Annotated in this window: 17 protein-coding genes and 1 tRNA gene; 10 read left to right on the top strand and 8 right to left on the bottom strand. The window is 70.6% G+C overall.

All coding sequences use genetic code 11. The features are described from left to right. Position 1: 1 nt before the first annotated feature. A complete protein-coding gene (locus ACFPIH_RS22610; protein ID WP_381164191.1) occupies positions 2-751 on the bottom strand; it encodes a TerD family protein in 750 nt (249 codons plus the stop codon). A 173-nt stretch (positions 752-924) separates the two neighbouring features. Here ACFPIH_RS22610 and ACFPIH_RS22605 point away from each other — a divergent pair, with 173 nt between their 5' ends. From ACFPIH_RS22605 to ACFPIH_RS22595, 3 genes are read left to right on the top strand one after another with little or no spacing between them, the layout of a single operon-like run. Then, entirely contained in the window at positions 925-2,091 is a 1,167-nt protein-coding gene (locus ACFPIH_RS22605; RefSeq protein WP_381164194.1) for an HpcH/HpaI aldolase/citrate lyase family protein, read from the top strand. A 24-nt stretch (positions 2,092-2,115) separates the two neighbouring features. Continuing rightward, complete coding sequence (locus ACFPIH_RS22600; protein ID WP_381164197.1) at positions 2,116-4,596, top strand: phosphoribosyltransferase; 2,481 nt, start codon at positions 2,116-2,118, stop codon at positions 4,594-4,596. After that, positions 4,596-5,399, top strand: coding sequence for an HAD family hydrolase (locus ACFPIH_RS22595; protein ID WP_381164200.1), 804 nt, complete (start codon positions 4,596-4,598; stop codon positions 5,397-5,399). Before ACFPIH_RS22600 ends, ACFPIH_RS22595 begins: the two co-directional genes overlap by 1 nt. Positions 5,400-5,401: 2 nt before the next feature. Here the strand turns inward: ACFPIH_RS22595 and ACFPIH_RS22590 are convergent, their stop codons facing one another. Beyond that, positions 5,402-5,620: an FmdB family zinc ribbon protein gene (locus ACFPIH_RS22590; RefSeq protein WP_381164203.1), complete on the bottom strand. Its 219-nt coding sequence runs from the start codon at positions 5,618-5,620 to the stop codon at positions 5,402-5,404. A 290-nt stretch (positions 5,621-5,910) separates the two neighbouring features. Here ACFPIH_RS22590 and ACFPIH_RS22585 point away from each other — a divergent pair, with 290 nt between their 5' ends. The 3 genes from ACFPIH_RS22585 to ACFPIH_RS22575 all read left to right on the top strand — a co-directional run bounded on the left by ACFPIH_RS22585 (position 5,911) and on the right by ACFPIH_RS22575 (position 10,707). Further along, complete coding sequence (locus ACFPIH_RS22585; protein ID WP_381164638.1) at positions 5,911-8,085, top strand: transglycosylase domain-containing protein; 2,175 nt, start codon at positions 5,911-5,913, stop codon at positions 8,083-8,085. Between the two features lie 46 nt (positions 8,086-8,131). After that, on the top strand, positions 8,132-9,415 hold the full coding sequence (locus ACFPIH_RS22580) for a polysaccharide deacetylase family protein (protein WP_381164206.1): 1,284 nt from the start codon (positions 8,132-8,134) through the stop codon (positions 9,413-9,415). A gap of 137 nt (positions 9,416-9,552) precedes the next feature. Beyond that, positions 9,553-10,707, top strand: a complete 1,155-nt coding sequence (locus ACFPIH_RS22575) for an amidase domain-containing protein (protein ID WP_381164209.1) — start codon at positions 9,553-9,555, stop codon at positions 10,705-10,707. On the opposite strand, the gene ACFPIH_RS22570 is transcribed toward ACFPIH_RS22575, so the two are convergent. The 3 genes from ACFPIH_RS22570 to ACFPIH_RS22560 all read right to left on the bottom strand — a co-directional run bounded on the left by ACFPIH_RS22570 (position 10,695) and on the right by ACFPIH_RS22560 (position 13,499). Next, positions 10,695-11,219 (bottom strand): DUF4383 domain-containing protein, encoded by a 525-nt coding sequence (locus tag ACFPIH_RS22570; protein ID WP_381164212.1) that lies wholly within the window; start codon positions 11,217-11,219, stop codon positions 10,695-10,697. The genes ACFPIH_RS22575 and ACFPIH_RS22570 overlap by 13 nt on opposite strands. A gap of 56 nt (positions 11,220-11,275) precedes the next feature. After that, on the bottom strand, positions 11,276-12,649 hold the full coding sequence (locus ACFPIH_RS22565) for a coiled-coil domain-containing protein (RefSeq protein ID WP_381164215.1): 1,374 nt from the start codon (positions 12,647-12,649) through the stop codon (positions 11,276-11,278). Between the two features lie 82 nt (positions 12,650-12,731). Continuing rightward, positions 12,732-13,499 carry a DUF4097 family beta strand repeat-containing protein gene (locus ACFPIH_RS22560; protein ID WP_381164218.1) on the bottom strand — a complete coding sequence of 256 codons (768 nt, stop codon included), beginning with the start codon at positions 13,497-13,499 and terminating at the stop codon, positions 12,732-12,734. Between the two features lie 167 nt (positions 13,500-13,666). Between ACFPIH_RS22560 and ACFPIH_RS22555 the strand changes: the two genes are divergently transcribed. From ACFPIH_RS22555 to ACFPIH_RS22545, 3 genes are all read left to right on the top strand, one after another. After that, a tRNA-Val gene (locus ACFPIH_RS22555) sits at positions 13,667-13,741 on the top strand. A 75-nt stretch (positions 13,742-13,816) separates the two neighbouring features. Further along, positions 13,817-14,179: a DUF6153 family protein gene (locus tag ACFPIH_RS22550; protein ID WP_381164221.1), complete on the top strand. Its 363-nt coding sequence runs from the start codon at positions 13,817-13,819 to the stop codon at positions 14,177-14,179. Between the two features lie 54 nt (positions 14,180-14,233). Beyond that, positions 14,234-14,797: a DUF305 domain-containing protein gene (locus tag ACFPIH_RS22545; RefSeq protein ID WP_381164224.1), complete on the top strand. Its 564-nt coding sequence runs from the start codon at positions 14,234-14,236 to the stop codon at positions 14,795-14,797. Here ACFPIH_RS22545 and ACFPIH_RS22540 read toward each other — a convergent pair. Both ACFPIH_RS22540 and ACFPIH_RS22535 read right to left on the bottom strand, forming a co-directional pair. Beyond that, complete coding sequence (locus ACFPIH_RS22540) at positions 14,794-15,138, bottom strand: hypothetical protein (protein ID WP_381164227.1); 345 nt, start codon at positions 15,136-15,138, stop codon at positions 14,794-14,796. The two genes, ACFPIH_RS22545 and ACFPIH_RS22540, sit on opposite strands and share 4 nt — an antisense overlap. Before the next feature lie 81 nt (positions 15,139-15,219). Further along, positions 15,220-16,074, bottom strand: a complete 855-nt coding sequence (locus tag ACFPIH_RS22535) for a serine hydrolase domain-containing protein (protein ID WP_381164230.1) — start codon at positions 16,072-16,074, stop codon at positions 15,220-15,222. A 61-nt stretch (positions 16,075-16,135) separates the two neighbouring features. On the opposite strand from ACFPIH_RS22535, the gene ACFPIH_RS22530 reads away from it, so the two are divergent. Further along, complete coding sequence (locus tag ACFPIH_RS22530) at positions 16,136-16,363, top strand: DUF2277 domain-containing protein (protein ID WP_381164232.1); 228 nt, start codon at positions 16,136-16,138, stop codon at positions 16,361-16,363. 68 nt (positions 16,364-16,431) lie between these two features. On the opposite strand, the gene ACFPIH_RS22525 is transcribed toward ACFPIH_RS22530, so the two are convergent. Then, positions 16,432-17,106, bottom strand: a complete 675-nt coding sequence (locus ACFPIH_RS22525; protein WP_381164641.1) for a DedA family protein — start codon at positions 17,104-17,106, stop codon at positions 16,432-16,434. Positions 17,107-17,156 lie beyond the last annotated feature (50 nt).

Raw genomic sequence — 17,156 nt, 5'->3', positions numbered from 1 at the left:
TCTACCGCCCGATGAACTGCGGTCCCTGGGGCGGCAGCCGGAAGTTGCCGTCCGGGTAGCCGTAGCCGTGCGTCGGGAGGTTGGACGGGTAGCCGTACGCCGGTTGCTGTTGGGGGACCGCGGAGGTCGGCTGCTCGGGAGGCAGGGGTTGGGAGAGGCTCGGGGTGGGCGGGAGAGGGGCCGGCGTGGGGTCGTCCGACGTCGCCTCCTCGGACTCGTCCACCGAGATGCCGAAGTCCGTCGCGAGGCCCTTGAGACCGTTGGAGTAGCCCTCGCCGAGCGCGCGGAACTTCCAGCCCTCACCACGGCGGTACAGCTCGCCGCAGATCAGGGCGGTCTCCTCACCGGTCTCGGGACGGATGTCGAACGTCGCGATCGCGTCGCCGTCGCTCGCCGCGTCGTACAGCACGATGCTGAGGGAACGTACGGCGTCGAAGGTGAGGCCGTCCGCCGAAGCGACCAGGAGAATCTGGCTGACGCTGGGCTCGACACCGGCCAGATCCGTCTGGATCGTGTCGGTGAGACCGTCGGCGACCCGTTTCTTGCCGAGCCGCCACACCTTCCCGGAGGGGTGCCGGGGCTGGTTGTAGAAGACGAAGTCCTCGTCGGAGCGCACACGACCGTCGGGGCCGAGGAGCAGCGCGGAGGCGTCGACGTCCGGGACCCCCTGCCCGGGGGTCCAGCGCAGTACGGCGCGTACCGTGGTGACCTTGAGCGGGACGTTGGACCCCTTCAGCATCGCGTGCGTCATGCGGTCATCCTGCCCTCTCGGTCCTGGTCACGACAACGCGGGGTAGGGCACCCCACATGGGCGAGTTACCTGAAGTTCATGCCCAGTGGGAACCCCTGACATGGACTTCTACGTACTATTACCGGCCACCTCTTGTGGAATCCACAGGCTCAGCTCGTACCACGGGGAGATGTATGCGTCATTTCGGGCACCTGGCCCCCGAGGTGCGACAGCGCCTCTTCCACCGGGAACCGTGCGAGTTCGGCGCGGGCTCCCCGGCCAAACTGCTCTCCGCGGCCCTGGGCGCCACCCTGTACAGCCCGGCCACCCGGCCGCAACTGGCCGACGACGTCGTCAAGCAGGCCGGGCGGGGCGTGGTCTCGATGGTGCTGTGCCTGGAGGACTCCATCGGCGACGAGGACGTGGTGGCCGGCGAGGAGAACCTCGTCCGGCAGTTCGCCGACCTGGCGGGCCGCACGGACGTCGAACTGCCGCTGCTCTTCATCCGGGTGCGCGAGCCCGAGCAGATCCCCGACCTGGTCCGCCGGCTCGGCGCGCACGCGAACCTGCTGAGCGGGTTCGTGTTCCCGAAGTTCACCGAGGAGCGCGGCATCCCGTTCCTGGAGGCGCTCGCCGGCGCCGAGGGCGCCAGCGGGCACCGGCTGTTCGGCATGCCCGTCCTGGAGACGCCCGAGCTGATGTACCGCGAGTCCCGGGTGGACGCCCTGGAGGGCATCGCACGGGCGGTCGACAAGTACCGCAGCCGGGTGCTGGCGCTGCGCCTCGGCGTGACCGACTTCTGTTCCTCCTACGGCCTGCGCCGGGCGCCCGACATGACTGCCTACGACGTCCAGATCGTCGCCTCCGTGATCGCCGACGTGGTGAACATGCTGGGCCGCGCCGACGGCACCGGGTTCACGGTGACCGGGCCGGTGTGGGAGTACTTCCGGGTCCCGGAGCGCATGTTCAAGCCGCTGCTGCGCACCAGCCCCTTCCTCGAGGGGCAGGCCGTCGAGCTGCGCGAGAGACTGATCGAGCACGCCATGGACGGGCTGCTGCGCGAGATCTCCCTCGACCACGCCAACGGCCTGCTCGGCAAGACCTGCATCCACCCGTCCCATGTGCCGGCCGTGCACGCGCTGTCCGTGGTCAGCCACGAGGAGTACAGCGACGCGGTGGACATCCTGCGGCCGGAGCGCGGCGGCGGGGGCGTGCTGAGGTCGCAGTACACGAACAAGATGAACGAGGTGAAGCCGCACCGCGCCTGGGCCGAGCGGACCATGCTGCGCGCCGAGGTCTTCGGCGTCGCCCACGAGGACGTCAGCTTCGTCGACCTGCTCGCCGCGGCCATCCCTCGCTGAACCCACCTCACCATCTAGGGACGCATGAACAACGCAGTGAACAACGGGGTCTGGTCCGGCAGCTGGGTCGCCGAGCGGCTCGGGGTCGAGATCCTGGGGGACGACGCGCTGAAGGGGATGCTGGGGCTGGCCCTGCGGCGCAATCCCAAGCGGGCGCATCTGCTGGTCTCCAACGTGCTGGGCAAGCACGTCCCGCAGTCACCGTCCGTCGTGTACGGCCATGGGCTGGCCCTGGGCCGCAGGGTGCGCGAACTGCTCGGTGAGGAGGAGAGCGGCCGGGCGGTCGTCCTGGGCTACGCCGAGACCGCCACCGGCCTCGGCCACGCCGTCGCGGACGGGGTCGGCGTCGCGCCGTATCTGCACTCCACCCGCCGCCCGGTGGCAGGCGTCGCCCGGGCCGGCGGCTTCGAGGAGTCCCACTCCCACGCCACGTCCCATCTGCTGCTGCCAGAGGACCCGGCCCTGCTGGCCGGCACCGGCCCGCTGGTCCTGGTCGACGACGAGTTCTCCACCGGCAACACCATCATGAACACGATCCGCGACCTGCACGAGCGCTACCCGCGCCGCCGGTACGTCGTGGTCGCCCTGGTCGACATGCGCTCGCCGGCGGACGCGGGCCGCCTCGCGGACTTCGCCGGGGAGATCGGCGCGAGGGTGGACCTGGTGGCGGCGGCTTCGGGCACCGTACGCCTGCCGGAGGGGGTCCTGGAAAAGGGCCAGGACCTGGTGGCCAAGCATGAGGATCCCCACCTAGGGGCGCGGGGCTGTGTTGAATCTGCGGCTGCCGCCGCGTGGGCGCGCCCAGCCCCCACCGGCCCGCACGTGATCGATCTCCCCTGGCCCCCCGGCCTCCCCGACGGCGGCCGGCACGGCTTCACCCCGTCGCACCGAATACGGCTGGAGAGCGCCCTCCCCGCAATGGCCGCGCAGCTGGCCAAGGCGATACCCGAAGACGCCGCACGCGTCCTGGTGCTCGGGTTCGAGGAGCTGATGTACACCCCTCTCCGCCTCGCCCAGGAACTGGAGCGGACCGTGGCCGCCGAGGTCCGGTACTCGACCACCACCCGCTCCCCGGTCCTCGCCGTGGACGACCCGGGATACGCCATCCGCAGCCGCATCGTCTTCCCCGCGCACGACGACCCGGCCGACGGCCCCGGCGAGCGCTACGCCTACAACGTCGCCGGCACCGGAGACGGCAGAGGCTTCGACGCCGTCGTGGCGGTCGTGGACTCGGCCGCAGACACCCCCGCGCTGCACGCCCCCGACGGTCTGCTGGCCCGGCTCGGCGCGCACGCCCCGCACATCCTGCTCGCGGTTATCCCGTCGTACGTCCCCGAAAGGCCCTCCATGCTGCCCGAGCCCCTCCGCGGCCCCGCCTTCTCCTCGTACCCGCCGGAGGAGGTCGGCTGGCTGCTCCAGGACCTCTCGGACGTGACGCTGGAGGCGCCGACCGAGGAGCGCGAGGAGGCCATCCAGAGCGGCGGCGCGCACTACGCGGAGTCGCTGCCGGTGGAGTACCAGCCCAGCGAGCGCTACCAGAAGCTCTTCCAGGTCGCCCTGGAGACGTCCGCCGTCCGCCTGGCGCAGGCCGTCGGCACGGTCACGGAACTGGTGCTCGCCGAGCGGTCGCCCCGCCCGGTGCTGGTCTCCCTGGCCCGCGCGGGCACCCCGGTCGGCGTACTCATGCGCCGCTGGGCCAAGTACCGGCACGGGCTCGACCTGCCGCACTACGCCGTGTCGATCGTGCGGGGCCGCGGCATCGACGCGAACGCGCTGCGCTGGCTGGCCGCCCACCACGACCCGAGGGACGTCGTCTTCGTCGACGGCTGGACCGGCAAGGGCGCCATCACCCGCGAACTCGCCGAAGCGCTGCGGGAGCTGGAGGCCTCGGACGGGATCGGCGGCTTCGACCCGGAGATCGCGGTGCTCGCCGACCCGGGCTCGTGCGTGCGGACCTACGGCACCCGGGAGGACTTCCTGGTCCCTTCCGCGTGTCTCAACTCGACCGTCTCCGGCCTGATCTCGCGAACGGTGCTGCGCGCGGACCTGGTCGGGCCGCACGACTTCCACGGCGCCAAGTTCTACCGCGAACTCGCCGGCGCGGACGTGTCGATGGACTTCCTGGCCGCCGTCGAGGCCTGCTTCCCGGAGGCCGCCCTGGAGGCCCTCGCCCGCACCAGGAAACTCCTCGCCGCGGACCGTACGCCGACCTGGGAGGGCTGGGCGGCCGTCGAGCGGATCAGCGAGGAGTACGGCATCCACGATGTGAACCTGGTCAAGCCCGGCGTCGGCGAGACCACCCGGGTGCTGCTGCGCCGGGTGCCGTGGAAGATCCTGGCGCGGGCCGGGGCGGGCGCCGACCTGGACCACGTACGGCTGCTCGCGGAGCAGCGGGGAGTCCCGGTGGAGGAAATCGGCGAGCTGCCGTACAGCTGCGTCGGGCTGATCCACCCCCAGTACACGCGCGGGGCGACCGGCGCCGACGGCAAGGCGGTGGCGGTCTGATGCCGGTGCTGGTGGCGAGCGACCTCGACCGTACGCTCATCTACTCCGCGTCGGCCCTCGCGCTGACCATGCCCGACGCCCGCGCGCCCCGGCTGCTGTGCGTGGAGGTGCACGAGAGCCGTCCGCTGTCCTTCATGACGGAGACGGCGGCCGGGCTGCTCACCGAACTCGGCGACACGGCGGTGTTCGCGCCGACGACCACCCGGACGCGCAAGCAGTACCTGCGCATCAATCTCCCCGGCCCGGCGCCGAAGTACGCGATCTGCGCCAACGGCGGCCACATCCTGGTCGACGGCGTCTCCGACCAGGACTGGCACGCGCGCGTGACGGCACGTCTGGCGGACGAGTGCGCCCCGCTCGCGGAGGTGGAGGAGCATCTGGCGGCCTCCGCCGACCCCCTCTGGCTGCGCAAGCAGCGCAACGCCGAGGAGCTGTTCGCCTATCTCGTCGTCGAGCGCGAGCTGCTGCCCGAGGAGTGGGTGAAGGAGCTGGCGGCCTGGGCGGAGAACCGGGGCTGGACGGTGTCCGTGCAGGGCCGCAAGCTCTACGCCGTGCCGAAGCCGCTCACCAAGAGCGCGGCCGTGCGCGAGGTGGCCCGCCGCACCGGCGCCGAACTGACGCTGGCCGCCGGGGACTCCCTCCTCGACGCCGACCTGCTGCTGGCCGCGGACCGGGGCTGGCGCCCCGGCCACGGCGAGCTGGCCGACACCGAGTTCACGGCCCCCGGCCTCACCGCCCTGCCCGAACGGGGCGTCCTGGCCGGTGAACGCATCCTCCGGGAGTTCCTGAAGGCGTCCGGGTAGCCCTAGGAGCAGCAGCCACCCCCGCAGCAACCACCCCCGCCGCCCGCCCTGGGCGCGGGGGCGGCGGCGCTTGCCGTGCCGCCCACGGCTACTGTTGACAGAAGCTTGACCGTGTCGTCGTGGCCCGCCGGGCAGTCGGCGGGAGCGGCGGACTCCGCCATCGGACGGGACAGTTCGAAGGTGTCGCCGCAGGTCCGGCAGCGGTACTCGTATCGAGGCATGTCGACAGGCTAATCCCCATATGCCGGGCGGGCGAGGATCAGTGTTTCGACTGTGTTCACTTCTGTCGATTTCTTATGTGGAGAACCTGCGAAGAGCGCTGGTAATTTGTGAGTGCCGCGATGACCAGTGACGTTCAAGGGATTCTGGGTTCGCAGCCGCATCCAGGGCAACCATGTCAAACCCTCGCGGGTCTGTACGTCTGCCTGCGCGAGCAATGTAAAAAGTGCGGAGGGAGACACGAGTGACCCAGGTGGGGCAGGGGGAGGAGCCCCAGCGGCCGGACGAGACCATGCAGTTGAAGATCCCCGAGTCGTTCCGTCCGGACGAGACCGTGCAGCTGCGAATAGCGGACATACCTGTTGTGCCCGACAAATCCGAAGAGCAGGAAAAGGGGCGTTCGTCAGGGAATCGCCGTAAAGCCCCGCGTCCTTCCCTGCGCTCACGGGTCACATTCCTGCTCGCCCCCCTGACCGCGGCAATGGCACCGTACGTGGCTCGTGTCACTCCGTACGCCCGCAAGCTCCGCCCGCAGTACCCGCGCCCCGGCCGCACCGACTGGCGGCGCTGGCTGCCGTCCTGGCGGCAGTGCCTGGGAGGCGTCCTCGCGTCCATAGGGCTCACGAGCATGCTCCTGGTCGTCGCCTACGCGGCCACCGACGTCCCCAAGAACCTCAACTCGTACGCCACCCAGCAGGACAACGTGTTCTTCTGGTCCGACGGCACCCCCATGGCCCGCACCGGCTGGGTCCAGCGGCAGGCGATGCCGCTCAAGGACATCCCCGAGGACGTCCGCTGGGCGGTCCTCGCGGCCGAGAACGCCAGCTTCTACAGCGACCCCGGCATCTCCTTCAAGGGCATCAGCCGCGCCCTGTTCCGCACCATCGGCCAGGGCGACACCCAGGGTGGCTCCACCATCACCCAGCAGTACGTCAAGAACGTCTACCTGAACCAGAACCAGACGGTCAGCCGCAAGTTCACCGAGGCGATGATCTCCCTCAAGCTCGACAACCAGATGAGCAAGGACGACATCCTCGAGGGCTACCTCAACACCAGCTGGTTCGGCCGCGGCACCTACGGCATCCAGCGCGCCGCCCAGGCCTACTACGGCAAGGACGTCAGCCAGCTCAACGCCAGCGAGGCCGCGTTCCTCGCCTCCCTCCTCAAGGGCGCGGGCCTCTACGACCCGACCCTGTCCAAGGCCAACCGCGCCCGCGCCGTGGAGCGCTGGTCCTGGACCCTCGACCGGATGGTCGACATCGGCAAGCTGTCGAAGGCCGAGCGGGCCACGTACACGAAGTTCCCCGAGCCGCTCAAGAGCAACCCGCTCTACGACACCGGCGAGCAGACCGACTACCTGGTCGAACTCGCCTCCCAGTACGCCAAGAAGTCCGGCGGCATCTCCGAGAAGGACTTCGACCTCGGCGGCTACCAGATCTACACGACCTTCGACAAGAAGCGTGAGAACCAGCTCACGGCGGCCGTCACCAAGGCCCGCAAGGCGGCCCAGAAGGACGACCCGAAGACGGCGAAGGCCGCCCACTACGGCGCCGCCTCGGTGACCTCCGACGGCCGGATCCTCGCCGTCTACGGCGGCCCCGACCACCGTACGCAGGGCTACAACGAGTCCAACGCCACCACCGTCCCGGCCGGCACCGCGTTCCTGCCGTTCGTGTACGCGGCCGGTCTCGAGAACGGCATCCACAAGACCCGCGAGGGCGACACCACCCAGGTGACCGGCGAGTCGCTCTACGACGGCAACAACAAGGTGCCGGTGACCACGCCCGAGGGCCCCTACTGGGACCGCAACGGCAAGCAGGTCGCCGCCGAGAACGACGGCGACAGATCGTACGGGCAGATCTCCCTGCACCGGGCCCTGGAGCTGTCGGTGAACACGCCGTTCATGCAGCTCGGCATGGACACCGGCCTGGAGAAGGTGCGCGAGGCCGCCGAGGACTCCGGCTTCCTGTCCTCCAGCATCGGCGCCCAGGTGCCCGCGCTCTCCCTGGGCAGCTCCACGCCCAGCGCGATCCGGATGGCGAGCGGCTACACCACCTTCGCCGCGGCGGGCGTGAACACCGAGCCGTACTCGGTGCGCAAGATCACCAAGAACGGCTCCAAGGTCGTCCTGGAGACCCCGGCGGTCCGCCGCGCCTTCGGCGCCGACGTCGCGTCGGAGGTCACCTCCGCGCTCGCCGACTCCTTCAGCACCGCCCACCCGTACGACGTCCCGCGGGCGGCCGTACAGTCGGGCCAGGCACCGGTCGCGGGCAAGGCCGGCACCACCCCCAAGGACACCGCCTCCTGGTACGTCGGCACCGCCAAGACCGTGTCCACGGCGGTCGTCGTCTACCGCATCGACCTCACCAAGAGCCTCGAACCACTGCCTCTGGAGGGCATCGCCGGAACCGCCGACAACAGCGTCCCGTACGGCATCTGGTCAGGTGCCATGAGCCCGCTCGGCTGACCACCGAGCGGGTCCCACCCCCCAACCCCGGGAGAATGAGCCGCACATGAAGTCATCGTCGGGCCGCCGCCGCAAGGCACCGGCCCCGCGCCGCCCCGCCGCCACGCATCCGGGGTTTCTCACCCTGGCCGCGCTCCTCGTCGTCGCCTCCCTGATGGGCGGCTACGTGGTGCTCAACCGGACGGACAACACCCAGCCGACCGCCGCCGCGGGGGACAGCAAGAAGGCGTCGGCACAGGCCACCAAGGAGCCGGAGTGGGACGGCAAGACCCACGTCCTGGGGGACGGCTCCACCTCCTACACGGGGCCGCAGACGGGGCAGTTGAAGGCGGAGCCGCTCAAGCCCGGTGAGAAGCCACCGCAGTTCGTGGTGTTCTCCTGGGACGGCGCGCTCCAGGGCGACGACGAACTCTTCTCCCACTACCGGGAGATGGCCGTGAAGTACAACGCCCACATGACGTTCTTCCTCACGGGCATCTACCTGCTGCCCAAGAGCAAGCGGGACCTGTACAACCCGCCGATGCACTCCAGGGGCAGCTCGGCGATCAGCTTCCCCACCGACGAACACATACGCACCACGCTCGAACAGCTCGCCCTCGCCTACGAGCAGGGCAACGAGATAGGCACCCACTTCAACGGCCACTTCTGCGAGGCCAAGGGCGGCGGCTACTGGAGCGTCGAACAGTGGAAGAGCGAGATCGACCAGTTCTACCAGTTCGTCGAGAACTGGAAGACCAACACCGGCTACAAGGACATCGACCCGCTGCCCTTCGACTTCAAGAAGGAGGTCGTCGGCGGCCGGGCGCCCTGTCTGGAGGGCCAGCCGAACCTGCTGAAGGCCGCCAAGAGCTACGGCTGGCGCTACGACGCCTCCTCCAAGGGCGAGTTCCAGATCTGGCCGGAGAAGAAGAACGGCATCTGGAACTTCCCGCTGCAGATGCTGCCCTACGACGGCGGCACCTACCAGGGCCTGTCCATGGACTTCAACTTCCTGGCCAACCAGTCCGACGGCCAGCCCGACGGGGACCCCGCCAAGTACCCCGAGTGGCAGCAGGAGACCACCGACACCTACATGGCGGGCTTCAACCGCGTCTACTACGGCAGCCGTGCCCCGATGTTCATCGGCAACCACTTCGAGGAGTGGAACGGCGGCATCTACATGAAGGCCATCGACGACGTCATCAAGAACGTCTGCACCAAGAAGGACGTCAAGTGCGTGTCCTTCAAGGAGCTCGCCGACTGGATGGACGTCCAGTCGCCCGCGACGCTGGAGCGGCTGCGGAGTCTGGATCCGGCGCAGAGCCCCGACTGGTCGACCGTCGTGAAGTGACGGCGTTCAGCGGGTCGAAGTAACCAAACCTCAACCGTGGGCCCTCTTCACAAGAACCACATGAGGCATGCAAAGATTTTGTCCCCCGGCATCCGTCCGCCGGGGCAAGAGGGGAAACATCAGTGAAGTCAAGGAAATTGAGCGGGACGCGCCGTCGCGTCACGATACTCGGGGCGGCCGCGACCTCGGTCGTCGCCGGAGTCGCGCTGCTGCCGAACTGGTCGGCCGGTGCCGCCGTCGTCGACGACCCCACCGTCGACGCCAAGACCAAGGCCACCTTCCAGCGGCTGGCCGACGCGGTCTTCACCGACCGCACCGACGCCCTTGTCACGGGCAAGCAGGGCGACCGCGCGAAGCCGCTGACCAACGGCTTCTCCGGTGACGTCAAGCTGTCCTCCGGCACCGCCCGCACCGAGGACTCCACGCTGTCCTCGCTGGGCGAGCGCAAGAACAAGCTGGCCAAGGCCGGCGAGAAGTACAGCAAGGCCGCCACCACGGTCACCCTCAACGCCACGCGCGTGACGGGCCGTACGGCCAAGGCCGCGGTCACCGAGACCACCACCCTGACCTACGCGAACACCAAGGGCAGCCAGCCGAAGACCACCGGCTTCCAGGCCACCCACGAGCTGACCTTCAAGGCCGACGGCCGGGGCGACTGGCAGCTCACCACCATCCGCGACACCGACCAGGGCGGTCTCGCGGTGAACACGCTCTCCAAGCCGGCGTCCGTCAAGGCGACCACCGCCGACGACACCATGCCGAACGCCCCGCGCGCGGCGACCACCCGCAACCCGGCCGCCGTCCCGAAGACCGGCACGGCCTACGACTACAAGGCCATGGCGACCTACGCCGAGAAGTACTGGAACGTCTACAACAAGGACTACCCGGACTTCAACGGCCACGGCGCGGGCGGCGACTGCACCAACTTCGTCAGCCAGTCCCTCAAGGCCGGCGGCTGGAAGCACGTCCCGGGCTACGTGTACGACTACACCAAGTGGTTCGGCAACGCCGACATCCAGTCCGACTCGTTCGTCGGCGTCAACGAGTGGTCCTGGTTCGCCCAGAACTCCAAGCGGACCACCCCGCTCGCCAACGTCTACCAGCTCGAGGTCGGCGACGTCCTCCAGGTGGACTTCGACCGGGACGGGTCCAAGGACCACACGATGATCGTCACGCAGAAGAGCGGCGGCGTCCCCTACGTGACGTACCACTCGAACAACACCCTCCGCAGGTCGGTGGCGAGCCTCGTCGCGTCGTACCCGAACGCGTACTACTACGCCTACCGCACCTGATCCGGCCGGTCCGCCGCTCCCTGGGGGTGGCGGGCCCGCCAGTACGGGTTGTCGTGCGGCAGGGCGGACCCCACCCTGCCGTACATCCCGAAGACCATCAGCAGGATCCCGACCACAAAGCTGAGCATGCAGTTCTGGATCTCGAAGGCCAGGAAGTTGTAGTCCGTCTCCAGCAGCGCCATGTTCAGGAAGCCGCTGACGATGAACAGGACGCCGAGGGTCATGTTCAGCGTGGACGCGAAGTTCCCGCCGATCACCATGCCCACGAAGAGCAGCAGCCCGACACCGACCGACAGCCAGCTCAGCGCGCCGTTGGTGTTCAGACCCCAGACGGTGTCCCCACCGGTGTCGAAGGTGCCGATCTGGTCCAGGATCCCGAAGATCCCGAAGACGACCAGCCCCAGGCCCATCAGCCCGGCGCCGATCCGGTAGACCAGGTTCAGCCGGTGGTCGACCGGCAGATGGTCGTCGATCCTGATCCGCCGCCGGGTGTGCAGTGCGTGTGCGGCCATCTCAGCCTCCCTGAACGTACCTCCCAATATCCGACGGACGGCCCGTCGCGGCAACGTCAGTGCCCGCCGCCGCGCTCCTCACGGATCCGGCTCACCACGTCCGCCACCGCCCGCCGGACCGCCTCCGTCTCGGTGAGGAAGTGCCAGTAGTCGGGATGGCGGCCCTCCAGACCCGTGATCGCCCGCTCCAGCCGCGCCACCGCGTCGTCCAGCGGACGCGCGTCCCGCGGATCCGGGGTGTTGCGCCCGGCCATCGCCAGCCGCTGCGCGTCCCGGATCGCGAACCGGGTCCGGTCGATCTCCGCCCGCGGATCCTTCTGTACGGCGTTCAGCCTGGCCAGCCGGTCACCGGCGGCCGAGACCGCCTCGTCGGTGGTGTTCAGCAGCGCCCGCGCCGTCGACAGCAGCGAGGTGGCGTCCGGCCACCGCTGCGCGTCCCGCGCCTCCCGCGCCTCCCGCAGCTTCGCCTCCGCCTGCCGGACATGCTCCACGGCCTCTGCGGGCACCTGCTGGAGGTCCTGCCAGCAGGCCGCCGTGAACCGCCGCCGCAGCTCGCTCAGAATGGGCTCCACCTGCTCCGAGCGGGTCGTGAGGGCCTGCGCGCGGGTGCGCAGCGACACCAGCCGGTGGTCGATCTCGGCGGCCTTCTCCGGCAGCCGCTCGGCCTCCACCCGGACCGCCTCGGCCTCCCGCGTGACCCGCTCGGCCCGCTCCAGGGTCCCCGGCACCCCGTGCTGCCCGGCCCCCTGGTTCAGCTTCGTCAGCTCGGGCGCCAGGGCCGCAAGGCGCGCGGCGAGATCGTCCGCCCGCAGCCCGGTCCTCCGTACGGCGTCCAGCGCGTCGGACGCGGCGAGCAGCGCCTGCCGGGCCCGCTCCACGGCGGGCGCGAGCCGCGCCAGCTGCGTCTCCGCCTTGCCCAGCAGCGGACCGAGCCCCTCCGTGAACCGGTCCAGCTCCTTCTTGACGTCGCCCAGCTCGTCCTTGGCCCGGGTCAGCTCGGTGCGCGCCCGCGCCGCCGCCGAGGCCTCCAGGTCGTCCCGGTCCAGATCATGGGCGTCGACCGCCTCGATGTACCGCCCGCTGGCCTCGTCGATGCGCCGGCCGATCGCCGCGAAGTCGGAGACCACGCGCCGGGCGGCCGGGGAGTCGTCCACCGCTGTGATCGTCTCGATGGAGATCCGCAGATCGCGCTGGGCGGTGTCCAGCTCGTAGAAGGCGGCCGCCGCCGCGTCCTTCGCGGCCTGCGCCTCGGCCCGCTGCCCCTCCGCCCGCCCGCCGAACCAGCGCCGGGTCCCGCCGCCCGCGAACGCGGCCGGCAGCACGAGAACGGCGACCACCGGAAGCGCGAGAAGGGTGAGGGTGTCCCGCAGCGCTTGGCGGTGTGCGCGCGGCACCAACGGCGAGTACGGCTGCGGTGGTGTCGCCGTCACATCCCTCTCCCGTGCTGTGGTTCGCCCCGAACGGCTGTCCGGCTGCCATTCTCCCACCGGTAGGGACGAACACACGAGCCCGTCAGTTCGCCGTTCGCACCGTGACTTTCCCGTCCGAGGAACGGGCGCTCACCACATGCGCGCTGGACTCGTCCCGGGGCACGGACACCTCCGCCCCGCCGTCCTCGCTGTCGGCCGTCACCCGGTACGTCGCCCGGGGCAGCGCGACCGTCACCGACCCGTCCTGGGTCACGGCGTCCACCCGGTCCGGTACGGCGCCCAGCTCCAGCCGCACCGACCCGTCGTCGCTGTGCGCGCTCACCGTGCGCGAGGTGACCTCGGCGCGCACGGAACCGTCCTCGCTGCGCAGGTCCAGCGGCCCGCTGGAGTCCGTGACGCGCACGGACCCGTCGTCGGAGCGGATGCCCAGCGCGTCCCGGAACCCGCTCGCCCGCACGCTCCCGTCCTCGCTCCCGACCTTCACCGCGACGCCCCGGGGCACCTCGATCCGGTGCTTGGCCGCACAGTCGGCGACGACCCCGGAGCACTTCACCCGCAGCACCAGCCGGTCGTCCTTCATCGACCAGGTCACCTTCGGGTCCTTGCCGACCACGACCGACCCCTTGAACCACCGGGTCACCTCGACCACCCCCGCCCTGTTCCCCTCCGCCGCGACGACCTCCAGCGCGGAGTCGTCCGAGTCGATGGTGAGCGTGCGCCCCTGCAACGCGAAGGTCCGGTGGTCGGGGGCCTTGTCGTCGGCGGCGGCAGCGCCACAGGCGGTGAGCCCGGCGGCGAGGACCATGACGGCTCCGGTGACGAGAAAGGTCGTACGAGTCCTGCCGGCCATGGTGGTCCCCCTGCGTCGTCGGCGTTGTCCCTGTGACCTACGACCGTAGGGAGCGGCGCTCGCCCGCACGATCCGGCGGGCTCCCGGACGGGAGGTGGGGACAACCCCCGGGCCGATACGGGTTTGCGGGGCACGGCCTCCGGCAATGTAGGCTGTCGGCCTGTCCCGGGTGCGTAGCTCAGCGGTAGAGCGCCTGCCTTACAAGCAGGATGTCGGCGGTTCGAAACCGTCCGCGCCCACCAGGAAGTGACAAGGGCCACCGGAGTGATCCGGTGGCCCTTCGCATGTGCGGACGCCGGCGCCCCTACGATGTCGCTGTGAACGGACTGTGGCGGCGGGCGGTGTGTGTGCTCGGGCTCCTTGTGGGCCTGCTCGCCATGCACGGTCTCGCGCCCGGTGGGGCACCGCACGTGGCGCACACCGCGCACATGGAGACCCGGCCCATGGCGGCCGGCGCGGCCGAGTCCCACGACGGCTGCTCCGACTGCGGGACCGTCCACCACGCCGACGCGGCCTGCTCGGCGGCGGCGGTGAGCGGCGCCCCGGCACTGTCCGGCCTCGCCGCCGACCCCGTCCCCGTGGCCGTACGGGACGCCGTGGCGCACCCGCGCACACCCGCGGCTCCCGACGGTGCCCGCGCGCCACCGTCCCTGGCGGAACTCCAACTCCTGCGGATCTAGACACGGTCGTCGTACGCCGTGTCCAACCACCTTTCCCTCCACAGGAGTTTTCTCATGAGCAACACTCGTGTACGTCGTTGTGCCGCCCTGGCGGCGGTGGCGGCGACGGCAACCCTCCTCCTCACCGCGTGCGGTGACGAGGCGTCGGATCACAACGCGCAGGACGTCAGCTTCGCGCAGGGCATGATCCCGCATCACCGGCAGGCCGTGGAGATGGCCGACCTCGCCGCCGACCGGGCCTCCTCCGCAGAGGTCAAGGACCTCGCCGCGAGGATCGAGAAGGCCCAGGACCCGGAGATCGAGAAGATGACCGGCTGGCTGAAGTCCTGGGACGAGAAGGCGACTTCGACGGGCGGCGGCATGGAGGGCATGGACCACTCGGGGATGTCCTCCGACATGTCCGCCGACATGGGGAAGCTGGAGAAGGCCTCCGGCGAGGCCTTCGACTCCGAGTTCCTGACGATGATGATCGAACACCACGAGAGCGCGGTCACGATGGCCGGGACCGAGCGGGACAAGGGCGAGGACAAGGCCGCCAAGGCGATGGCCGACGACATCGTCACCGGCCAGAGCGCCGAGATCGCCGAGATGAGGAAGCTCCTCGGCAGTAAGGGCTAGCCCTCCTCGCCGGGTGGGGTCACGTGCGCGTGCTTGAGGCGTGTGCGGGCCTCCACCCGGTCCTCGGCGGCGACCTCCGACCAGAAGCGGTGGCAGCTCACGAACACCGCGAGCTCGTGCTCACGGCGGCGCAGCTTCTCCACCTCGGCCTGCTCGTCGGCCGTCCAGCCGGGGGAGGCGGGGCGCTCGACCTTGCGCCAGGCCGCCTCGTCGCTGAATCCGTCCAGGGGCTCCACGGACCAGGGGAGTCGCTTCAGCAGGACCGATAGCTCGGCCCGGACCTGATGCAGCTCCTCCTGACCGGCGCGCAGGTCGCTCGGAAAGTCATAGGTCTTAGCCACACGCTAATGCTACGCCTGTTCGATTTTGAGAGGCGAGTTCCTTCGGGGTGTTCGTGTGAACATACGTTCGACAGGGTGGTTTCAGGTGGCGGCGGTCCGGCTCTGCCGCAGGATCTCGACACCCAGCTGGTCCGTCCGCTCCGGCTCTCCGTTGAGCCGGTGGATCAGCACCCAACTCCCGTCCTGCGTCGCCCCGGTGAAGAGCGAGGCGTGCCGGGTCGCCCCGTTGTGCCAGCGCAGCGGCCCCGCCTCCTGCCAGGACGGCGCGGGATCACCGAGCCGGCGCTCCACCAGCAGCCGTACGGCCAGGTCCGCCGCCGCCCGGGGAGTGGCCCACAGTCCGCCGGCCGGGAGCATCGCGCCGGTCATCGTCCACGGCGCGCGCGGCCTGCCGAACCGCCCCGGCGCGAGCAGCCGCCGGTCCGTGCCGGGGAGCGCGGCCACCTCGGTGACCTCCAGCGGGCGCAGCACGTACTCCGTCACCAGTTCCTCGTACGGCGTCCCGGACGCGGCGGCGGTCAGGGCCGCGCCGAGGACGGCGTAGCCGAGGTTGGAGTACTCCTCCCGCTCACCGGGCGGGCGGGTGGTGAGCGTGTCCAGGCGGGGGAGGAGCGCGTGCAGCGCGGGGACGTCGAACGCGGCGTACGGGTCACGGCGGGGGAGCCGGCCGGGCGGCAGCCGGGGGAGGCCGGAGGTGTGCCGGGCGAGGTGCAGCAGCGTGATGCCGGTCGCGGGGGTGGCGGGCAGCCACCGTTCGAGGGGGTCGTCGAGCGCGAGCACCCCGGCGGCGGCCATCCGGACCAGGGCCGTACCGGTGACGACCTTGGTGAGCGAGCCGATCTCGACGTACCGGTCGACGGCGTGACCGTCGGCGAGGGCGGGCGGGGCTCCGGGGGTGAGGACGCAGGTCGGGACCCGAAGGCGTACACCAGTCATGGGTGCGCATTCTGCTACGGCGTCCCGCCCGCGACGCCCGTCGATCGGGGACACTGGTGGTATGTGCCGGAGTATCAAGACCCTGCGCCCGCCCGTGCTGCCCGAGGAGGCCACGGAGGACGAGATTCGTGCCGCCGCCCTGCAGTACGTACGCAAGGTGTCAGGCTTCCGGGCGCCCGCCGAACACAACCGGGAGGTGTTCGAGCGCGCCGTCGAGGTGATAGCGGCGGCGACGGCCGAGCTGCTGGACGGGCTGGAGGTACGGGGAGCGACGCGCCGGGCGTCCTAGCCGCACGCCCGGCGCCCCGCGCCTCCCGTTATGCCGTAGGCCTGCTCGTTACGTCGCAGGTCTGCCCGTTACGTCGTAGGCCGTCGGACCAGGTAGGCCGCGCCCGCGCCCGCGCCGAAGAGGGCCAGGAGGGAGACGCCCGTCGCCAGCCAGCTCGCGCCCAGCCAGTGGGCGCCGAAGTAGCCGAGGGCGACGCTGTAGGCCGCCCAGGACAGGCCGGCCAGGGCGGACCAGGGGAGGAAGTCGCGTGCGCGGCGGTGGGCGGCGCCCGCGATGAGGGAGACCACCGAGCGGCCGGCCGGGGCGAACCGGGCCAGCACGACCAGCGTGCCGCCCCCTCGGGCCAGCGCCTCGCCGAGACGTTCCTGCGCGGAGGTCAGCCGCCGGGAGCGGGAGATCGCCCGGTCCAGGCGCTCACCGCCCCGCCAGGCCAGCCGGTACGCGACCAGGTCGCCCAGCACGGACGCGGAGGTCGCGGAGAGGATCAGGACCAGGATGTCCGGCACCTCGTGCGGTACCTGCCCGGCCGCCGCTCCGGCCGCTCCCGCCGCTCCGGAACCCGCCGCGGCTGCCGTCGCCGCGGTGATCACCAGCACCCCGCTCGGCAGTACCGGCACGAACACGTCCAGAAGGACCGACAGGCCCACCAACGCGTAGATCCACGGGCTGCCCAACAACGCCCCTACAGCCCCCACTGACACTGCCCCCACACCTTCGAACACCGATCGCTCCCCCGTACCCATGACAGCCATACAGCGTACGCGTCGGATGTGACAGAAGGGTCACGAGTGGT

This window comes from Streptomyces vulcanius (genome assembly GCF_042653945.1).
Lineage (GTDB): Bacteria > Actinomycetota > Actinomycetes > Streptomycetales > Streptomycetaceae > Streptomyces > Streptomyces mangrovi.
The sequence above is the reverse complement of the archived record's forward strand: the minus strand, read 5'-3'. Positions and strand labels throughout refer to the sequence as shown.

Coding starts and splice junctions, on each gene's coding strand:
- ACFPIH_RS22610 (WP_381164191.1), bottom strand. CDS start 751: ATGACGCACGCGATGCTGAAGGGGTCCAACGTCCCGCTCAAGGTCACC.
- ACFPIH_RS22605 (WP_381164194.1), top strand. CDS start 925: ATGCGTCATTTCGGGCACCTGGCCCCCGAGGTGCGACAGCGCCTCTTC.
- ACFPIH_RS22600 (WP_381164197.1), top strand. CDS start 2,116: ATGAACAACGCAGTGAACAACGGGGTCTGGTCCGGCAGCTGGGTCGCC.
- ACFPIH_RS22595 (WP_381164200.1), top strand. CDS start 4,596: ATGCCGGTGCTGGTGGCGAGCGACCTCGACCGTACGCTCATCTACTCC.
- ACFPIH_RS22590 (WP_381164203.1), bottom strand. CDS start 5,620: ATGCCTCGATACGAGTACCGCTGCCGGACCTGCGGCGACACCTTCGAA.
- ACFPIH_RS22585 (WP_381164638.1), top strand. CDS start 5,911: ATGCAGTTGAAGATCCCCGAGTCGTTCCGTCCGGACGAGACCGTGCAG.
- ACFPIH_RS22580 (WP_381164206.1), top strand. CDS start 8,132: ATGAAGTCATCGTCGGGCCGCCGCCGCAAGGCACCGGCCCCGCGCCGC.
- ACFPIH_RS22570 (WP_381164212.1), bottom strand. CDS start 11,219: ATGGCCGCACACGCACTGCACACCCGGCGGCGGATCAGGATCGACGAC.
- ACFPIH_RS22560 (WP_381164218.1), bottom strand. CDS start 13,499: ATGGCCGGCAGGACTCGTACGACCTTTCTCGTCACCGGAGCCGTCATG.
- ACFPIH_RS22545 (WP_381164224.1), top strand. CDS start 14,234: ATGAGCAACACTCGTGTACGTCGTTGTGCCGCCCTGGCGGCGGTGGCG.
- ACFPIH_RS22535 (WP_381164230.1), bottom strand. CDS start 16,074: ATGACTGGTGTACGCCTTCGGGTCCCGACCTGCGTCCTCACCCCCGGA.
- ACFPIH_RS22530 (WP_381164232.1), top strand. CDS start 16,136: ATGTGCCGGAGTATCAAGACCCTGCGCCCGCCCGTGCTGCCCGAGGAG.
- ACFPIH_RS22525 (WP_381164641.1), bottom strand. CDS start 17,106: ATGGGTACGGGGGAGCGATCGGTGTTCGAAGGTGTGGGGGCAGTGTCA.